At 75.4% G+C, this 7,707-nt stretch carries 4 protein-coding genes; 1 reads left to right on the top strand and 3 read right to left on the bottom strand.

The features are described from left to right. Positions 1–534 precede the first annotated feature (534 nt). On the top strand, positions 535–3,156 hold the full coding sequence (locus tag ABT023_RS28640) for a pectate lyase-like domain-containing protein (protein ID WP_350889758.1): 2,622 nt from the start codon (positions 535–537) through the stop codon (positions 3,154–3,156). 69 nt (positions 3,157–3,225) lie between these two features. Here ABT023_RS28640 and ABT023_RS28635 read toward each other — a convergent pair whose 3' ends face one another. The 3 genes from ABT023_RS28635 to ABT023_RS28625 all read right to left on the bottom strand — a co-directional run bounded on the left by ABT023_RS28635 (position 3,226) and on the right by ABT023_RS28625 (position 7,347). After that, positions 3,226–4,002: an SIR2 family NAD-dependent protein deacylase gene (locus tag ABT023_RS28635; RefSeq protein ID WP_350889756.1), complete on the bottom strand. Its 777-nt coding sequence runs from the start codon at positions 4,000–4,002 to the stop codon at positions 3,226–3,228. 107 nt (positions 4,003–4,109) lie between these two features. Further along, positions 4,110–6,812: a M48 family metalloprotease gene (locus tag ABT023_RS28630; RefSeq protein ID WP_350889754.1), complete on the bottom strand. Its 2,703-nt coding sequence runs from the start codon at positions 6,810–6,812 to the stop codon at positions 4,110–4,112. Then, positions 6,796–7,347, bottom strand: coding sequence for a hypothetical protein (locus ABT023_RS28625; protein WP_350889752.1), 552 nt, complete (start codon positions 7,345–7,347; stop codon positions 6,796–6,798). Before ABT023_RS28625 ends, ABT023_RS28630 begins: the two co-directional genes overlap by 17 nt. Positions 7,348–7,707: the final 360 nt, after the last annotated feature.

Genomic DNA, 7,707 nt, shown 5'->3' with positions numbered 1-7,707 from the left:
ACCCCGGACGCGGTGCCCTGGGCACCGCCCGGTGCGGCACCCAGGGCACCCGGGCCCCGCCGGCCGGTCGCGCGCCGGTCGGCCGGTCGCGCGCCCGTCGGCTCGTCGCGCGCCGACCGGCTCGTTGCGCGCCGGTCGGCTCGTTGCGTGCCCGTCGGGGCGGCGTCGGCCGACCGGCGGGCCGTCGGTGAGCGCGGATCGATAAGGCCCCGGCGCGTTGCCGGGACAGCCTCGCCCGGAGGTGCCGGTGGAGGCACCAGCCGAATTACGTCAATACTTATTTCAGGCCGTCATTAAAGTGGTTCACCGGCCAGTTCGTCAAGCGCCCGCCGGTGTTCGGGGATTTCCGCCAGCGGAACTTTCCGACAAAGGGCAGTGTTATGGATCGATGTCTTGACGGCGGCGCAACGTCGCCGTGACACTCACCTGAGAGCGCTCTCCGGCCCGTGGCGCCGCCCCCGCAGGCGCCATTCGGCACCACGGGTCAGCCCCGCCGCGTCCGGCATCCGCAGCCCTCTATCGACAGGCGAAGTCATGACATCTAGCGCTACATCCGTACGCCCGGCACCGGGCCTTCGGCCCGCCCGGCGGCGTACCCTCGTCGGGCTCGTGCTCGCGCTCGTCGCGGCGCTGGCACCCGCCGGCGCGTCGCCGGCCGGGGCGGCGCCGGTGCTGCTCTCGCAGGGCCGGCCGGCGACCGCGTCGTCCACCGAGAACGCCGGCACCCCCGCGTCGGCGGCCGTCGACGGCAGCACCGGCACCCGCTGGGCGAGCGCGTTCAGCGATCCCCAGTGGCTCCAGGTCGACCTGGGCGCCCGCGCCACCATCAGCCAGGTGACCCTGGTCTGGGAGGGCGCCTACGCCCGGGCGTTCCAGATCCAGACCTCCGACGACGGCAGCGCGTGGACCACCGTCGCAAGCACCACCACCGGCACCGGCGGCACCCAGAACCTGACCGTCACCGGGGCCGGCCGGTACGTGCGGATGCACGGCACCGCGCGGGCCACCGGCTACGGCTACTCGCTCTGGGAGTTCCAGGTGTACGGCGAGACCGGTGGCCCGACGCCCACCTGCGGCAGCGCCAACGCCGCGCAGGGCCGGCCGGCCACCGCCTCGTCCACCGAGAACGCCGGCACCCCCGCGTCGGCCGCCGTCGACGGCAACACCGGCACCCGGTGGGCCAGCCTCGCGGCCGATCCCCAGTGGCTCCAGGTCGACCTCGGGTCCAGCCGGTCGATCTGCCGGGTCGTCCTGCGTTGGGAAGCCGCCCACGCCCGGGCGTTCCAGGTCCAGACCTCGGCCGACGGCAGCGCGTGGAGCACCGCCTGGAGCACCACGACCGGCCCCGGCGGCGTACAGTCCATCGACCTCGCCGCGACCGGCCGCTACCTGCGGGTGTACGGCACCGCGCGGGCCACCGGCTACGGCTACTCACTCTGGGAGCTGGAGGTGAACGTGACCGGGACCGACGTGCCGCCCGTCGAGCCGACCGACCCGCGCAACCCGAACCTCGGCCCGAACACCTTCGTGTTCGACCCGAGCACGCCGACCGCCACCATCCAGAGCCGGCTGAACACCCTGTTCACCCAGCAGGAGACCAACCAGTTCGGCCCCCAGCGGTACGCCGTGCTGTTCAAGCCGGGGACCTACACCGCCGACGTCAACCTCGGCTTCTTCACCCAGGTCGCCGGCCTCGGCATGAGCCCCGACGACGTCAACCTCAACGGACACGTCCGGGCCGAGGCGTTCTGGATGGGCGGCAACGCCACCCAGAACTTCTGGCGCGCGGCCGAGAACCTGTCGGTGACCCTGCCGGCGGGCACCAGCGTGGAACGCTGGGCGGTGTCGCAGGCGGCGCCCTACCGCCGGATGCACCTGCGCGGCGCGCAGAACCAGATCCAGCTCTGGAACGGCGGCGACGGCTGGTCCAGCGGCGGGCTGATGGCCGACACGAAGATCGACGGCACGGTCGTCTCCGGCTCGCAGCAGCAGTGGTACTCGCGCAACAGCGAGTTCGGGGCCTGGACCGGCTCGGTGTGGAACATGGTGTTCCAGGGCGTCACCGGCGCCCCGCCGCCGAACTTCCCCAACCCGTCGCACACCGTCATCGCGCAGACCCCGCAGGTGCGGGAGAAGCCCTTCCTGTACGTCGACGGCACCGGCGAGTACCGGGTCTTCGTGCCGGCCCTGCGCGCCAACTCGGCGGGCACCAGCTGGTACGGCAAGACCCCCGCAGGCTCGTCGCTGTCGCTCAGCGAGTTCTACGTCGTCCGCCCGGGCACCGGCGCTGCCACCATCAACGCGGCGCTCGCCCAGGGCCGGCACCTGTTGTTCACCCCCGGCGTGCACCACGTCAGCGAGCCGATCCAGATCAACCGCGCCAACACCGTAGTCCTCGGCCTCGGCCTGGCCACCATCCAGCCCGACAACGGCACGGCCGCCATGCGGGTCGCCGACGTGGACGGGGTGAAGGTGGCCGGCGTGATGTTCGAGGCCGGCACGGTGAACTCGCCGGTGCTGATGGAGGTCGGCCCGGCCGGCTCGACGGCCGGCCACGCCGCCAACCCGACCTCGCTGCACGACGTCTTCTTCCGCATCGGCGGGCCGGGCGTCGGCCGGGCCACCACCACGCTCACCGTCAACAGCGACAACGTCATCGGCGACCACATGTGGCTGTGGCGGGCCGACCACGGCGACGGGGTGGGCTGGGCGGCGAACACCGCCGACACCGGCCTGACCGTCAACGGCGACAACGTCACCATGTACGGGCTGTTCGTCGAGCACTACCAGAAGTACCAGACCGTCTGGAACGGCAACGGCGGGCGCACCTACTTCTACCAGAACGAGATGCCCTACGACCCGCCGAACCAGGGCGCCTGGATGAACGGCGCGTCCCGCGGGTACGCCGCGTACAAGGTGGCTGACGGGGTCACCAGCCACCAGGCGTGGGGGCTGGGCAGCTACTGCTACTTCAACGTCGACCCCTCGGTCGTCGCCGACCGGGCCATCGAGGCACCCACCAACCCGAACGTCCGGTTCACCAACATGGTGACCGTGTCGCTCGGTGGGGTCGGCACCATCAACCGGGTGATCAACAACGCCGGCGGCACGGCCAACGCCGGCAACCAGGTGGTCTACCTGACCACGAACCCGTAACCCGGCCGACGGCCACGGGCCCGGCCGGTGCCGCCGGCCGGGCCCGCACCTCGCCGCCGCCGGTGCTTCTCACTCCTGCCCGGGGCCGCCCCACGCCGCCTCGACCAGGGCGGGGAGGACCAGGGCGGCCGGCCCGCGCAGGTTCACGGCGCAGACCGGATCCAGCGGCGTCCGGTGCGGGTTGACCTGAATCACCGGGGTGCCGAGGCGGGCCGCGACCTGGGGGATCTCGGCGGCGGGGTAGACCAGGCCGGAGGTGCCCACCGTCACCAGCAGGTCGCAGGAGGACGCGGCGTCGACTGCGGCGGCCAACGCCGCCTCCGGCAACGCCTCGCCGAACCACACCACGCCCGGCCGGATTGGCGCCCCGCAGCGGGGGCAGCCGGGTGGTGGCACCCGCCGGCCGTGCGCCGGCTCGTCCGACGCCGCGTCCGGCAGCGGCGCCGGCCGGGCGCAGGCCGAGCAGCGCGGCGCGAACAGGCTGCCGTGCAGGTGCAGCGGCGCGGCCGAACCCGCGCGTTCATGCAGGTCGTCGACGTTCTGGGTGATCAGGACGGGGTCCGGGACGTGGGCCTCGATCGCGGCCACCGCCAGGTGCCCCGCGTTCGGCCGGGCCGCCCGGACACCGTCGCGTCGCCACTCGTACCAGCCCCACACCAGCGCGGGGTCGTCGCGGAACGCCTGTGCCGTGGCGAGCTCCTGCGCGTCGAACCGTTCCCACAGCCCGGTGAGGGCGTCGCGGAAGGTCGGCACACCGCTCTCGGCCGAGATGCCCGCGCCGGTGAACACCACCACCCGATGCGCCCGGCCCAGCAGCGCCGCGGCCTGCCGTACGTCGTGCCCCATGTCCTGCCTCCCTCCCGCGCGCGGGCCGACCGCGCGCCCGGACGAGTCTCACAGCCGCCCTGCCCCCGTCGCACGGGGCACCCACCGCCACCACCACCGGCGCGCGGTCAGGCCCGGCTGCGGACGAAGGTTTCCTCGCCCCACGACCCGTCGTCGTTGTCCTGGCGGATCACGAGCTGGTCGCCGGCGCACCGGTACGAGCCGTTCGTGTCCTCGGCGGTGGGCGTCACGTTCACCGCGCGGTCGTCGACGCGCAGCACCACGTCGCCGGTGTCGACGGAGTCGCGCTGGGTGTAGCGCCCGGCTTCGGCCGCCCAGCGGTAGGTCACCACTCCCCGGTGGACGCTGCGCACCGCGTGCCCGTTCAGCGTGCCCTCGGCGACGAAGAGGTCGTACAGGTCGGTCGCGCCGCCGTCGGCCCGGTACGCGGTGGCGAAGCCGGTGTCGGGCCCGCTGGCCAGGTCGATGCCGGCGTCGCCGGTGAGGCCGGCCAGCGTGCCGAGCGGCGAGTCGGCCTCGACGGTGAAGTGGTAGCGGCCGGCGGCGAGCCGCCAGACCCCGACCAGGCAGGGATCGCGGGCGGCGGGCACCGCCGGGGCCGGCCGACCACGGGCCACCGCGACCGTGCCGGCGGACGCGAGCAGCACGGCGACCACGGTCACCACCCACCGCCGGTGCCGCCCGGCGGCGGTCAGCCCCGCCGCCACGGCCGCCCCGAGCGCGGCGGCGAGCACCGCCGCCACCGGGGCGACGACGAGGGCGTGGGTGAGGGCGCGGACGGCGTCGACTCCGTCCACGGCGAAAACGCAGCGTTCCGTGGTGCCGGCCACGCAGGACAGCACCGTGCCGGCGGCCAGGATGGCCGGGACCATCAGCAGCCCCGCCGTGAGGGCGGCCAGCAGGGCGTGCGGCAGCGCCAGGCGCCGGGTGGCCACCGCCGTGACGGCGACGGTCAGCTCGACGAACGTGACCGGCAGCTGGGTGTGGCTGTCGACCAGGACCGCGGCGGTGGCCGTGACGAGGCCGGGGTCGCGTGCGGCGACACCGGCACCGAGGGGCACCAGCGGCAGCACCAGGGCGCCGACGGTCCCGCCGACGAGGCCCAGGCGCACCGCCCGCCGGGTGGCGTGGCGGGTGGCCAGGACCGGGAACAGCGCCGCGGCCAGCGGCAGGGCGAGCAGGTACGGCGCCTGGGCGGCGACGATGCGGAAGAAGAAGCCGAGCAGGTCGAGCAGGACCAGCGGGGTGAAGGTGTCCGGGTGGCCCTCGTGCGCGGCGACGCGGCGCCACATGCTGAACTCGCCGTCGGTGGACCAGGCGTCCAGCACGAGCAGGGCCGCCACGTAGCCGGCACTGACCGCCGTGGTGGCCAGCGCGGCGCCGGCCCAGGCCAGCCGGGTGCGGGACGCGTCCGACGGCGCGATGCGCCGCAGGTGCGCCCGCGCGCCGTCGGCCACCCACCGGCCGAGCAGGGCGCCGCCGGCGATCCACAGCAGACCCAGGATCGCCTCGACCCACCAGGCCCGCCGGTCGCTGGTGTACGCCGCGGACCAGGCCAGCCGCCGACCGACGAGCAGGCCGCAGGCCAGCGCCGCGCCGAACAGCCCGCCCGAGGCCGCCGGCGCGCCGGTGCGCCGTGCCCACCAGGCGGACCGCCACAGCGCGCCGGTGGTGACCAGCGCGAGCGGCGCGCCGAGCAGCACGCCGGCGGCGAAGGCGCTGCCAGACGGCTCCGGGCCAAGCAGCGTGTGTGGCAGGTTGGACATCAGGTCCACCAGCGGCGGCGCGGCGATACCGGCGGCCAGCCCGGCGCCGAGCGCCTCCACCGGGCGGGCGGCGTACCGGCGCCCGGGGTGGTCCAGGGCGTCCGCGCGGGCCCGGGCCAGCGGGTGGAACCGGAAGACCGCGCCCAACCGGGCCCACCGGCCGGCCCGCCTGCGGTCGGTGGCCAGCAACGCCCGGACGGCCCCGATGTCGTCGCCGGTGAGCCGGGCGTCGGCGGCGAACTCCCGGGCGCGCAGCACCGACCACGCCGACACCTGCACGATCAGCGCGAACGCGGCCAGCCGCCAGGCGTGGTTGAGCAGGTCCCGGGCGGGAACCGACCCGACGTATCTGACCGCGACCGGGACGAGCACGGCGAGCGGGAACGCCCACGCCTGGGCGATGGTCAGCCGGGTGAGGTGAACGTCGGCGTTGCGCACGTGGGCCAACTCGTGCAGGACGACGGCCCGGAACAGGTGCGGCGCCGTGCGGTGGGCGTGCACCAGCCCCAGGTCCAGCCGGACGTACCGGACGGGCCCCGCGCCGAAGGTGTTGCCACTGATCCGCGCCGACCGGGACACCACGAACGTCGGCGGGCGGCGCAGCCCCGCCTCCCGGACCAGCCCGGCCAGGTCGGACCGCAGCGTCTCGGTGCCGGGGGTCCGGTCGAGGCGGCGCAGGCCGCGCAGCCGGCACTCGCACCAGGGCGCGGCGAGGTAGACGACGGCGGCCACCGCCGCGAGCACGGCCAGCCCGACGAGCATCTGCCGGAGCAGGTCCGCGTCCAGGGTGCCCAGGCAGCGCTGCATCGCCGCCACGGCCTCCTCGTCCACCGTCCCGGCGCGCATGTCGATCGGCGGCGGGAGCCCGCTCAGGCACTCCGCGCGGGCGCGGGTGGCGTCGGCGTCGACCAGGACGTTCTGCCAGCCGAACATGCTCGTGCCCACGACCGCCGTCACCGCGGCGACGAACCGGCCGAGGGTGGTGGAGGGCAGCGGCGGCGCTTCCTCGCCGGCCTCGCCGCTGCCCTCAGTTGCCGTCGACATTCGGGGCGGTGTCGCCGAAGCGTTGGGCGAACGCGTCCCGCACCGCGTCGCGCAGCACCGCGACCTGGTCCTCGGTCAGTTCCCAGCGCGGGTCCCGGGCGGCGGCGGTGACCGCCTCCTCGATGCGCAGCAGCTGGCCGGGCCCCAGCCGCACGGTGCCGGCCGGAGGGAGGCCGGCGGGGGACCGGCGGGCCCGCCAGCGCCGGCCGAGGCCGCGCAGGCCGCCGCGGACCGCCTCCGTGGCCTGCTCCCGCAGCCCGTCGCGCAGCGCCTCCATCCCGATGCCGGTCAACACCAGCAGGTACGGCAGGAGCGGCTCGATGGTCCACTCGAAGCCCCCGCCGCCGGCCTCGCCGCCGCCCACCCGCACGAGCCGGGCCGGGTCGCGGCGCCAGTGCTCGGGGCGGCGCCGGTAGGCTGGCGCGAGGAACGCCAGCAGCGACTCCTCGGCGGGGGCCACGGCCCGGACGGCCAGCCGGACCAGATCGTCCTCGATCTCGGCCGTCGGGGTGTGCGTGGACGTCGTCCGGGCCATCGTGCTCCTGCTCTCCGGCGGGTCTTCGCGGTCACCGTACGGGGGACGGCGACAACTGGCGGTCGGCAACCGGACAGTCGCGCCCGGCCGGCCGGTCTCGGGACCGGCCGTCGACCGATTCCGCCCCGAGCCTCCGTCCCCGGGGCCGCGACCGAGCCGGGACGCCCGGCCCCGGACATCGACTAGAGTCGCGGCCGAACAGGGCATCGGGGCGGGGCCGGCTCACGGGACGCGGTCGCACCCTGCACGGTGGACGGACACGGGCGGACGGTTGATGGGCATGGGGCTGCGCGGGCCGGTCGGGTGGCGGTGGGCTACGGCGGGAGTCGCGCTGGCCGCCGTGGTAATCGTCGGCGTGGC

The sequence above is a fragment of the Micromonospora sp. NPDC002296 genome (assembly GCF_040296145.1).
Classification (GTDB): Bacteria; Actinomycetota; Actinomycetes; order Mycobacteriales; family Micromonosporaceae; genus Micromonospora.
The sequence above is the reverse complement of the archived record's forward strand: the minus strand, read 5'-3'. Positions and strand labels throughout refer to the sequence as shown.

Coding starts and splice junctions, on each gene's coding strand:
- ABT023_RS28630 (WP_350889754.1), bottom strand. CDS start 6,812: ATGTCGACGGCAACTGAGGGCAGCGGCGAGGCCGGCGAGGAAGCGCCG.
- ABT023_RS28640 (WP_350889758.1), top strand. CDS start 535: ATGACATCTAGCGCTACATCCGTACGCCCGGCACCGGGCCTTCGGCCC.
- ABT023_RS28625 (WP_350889752.1), bottom strand. CDS start 7,347: ATGGCCCGGACGACGTCCACGCACACCCCGACGGCCGAGATCGAGGAC.
- ABT023_RS28635 (WP_350889756.1), bottom strand. CDS start 4,002: ATGGGGCACGACGTACGGCAGGCCGCGGCGCTGCTGGGCCGGGCGCAT.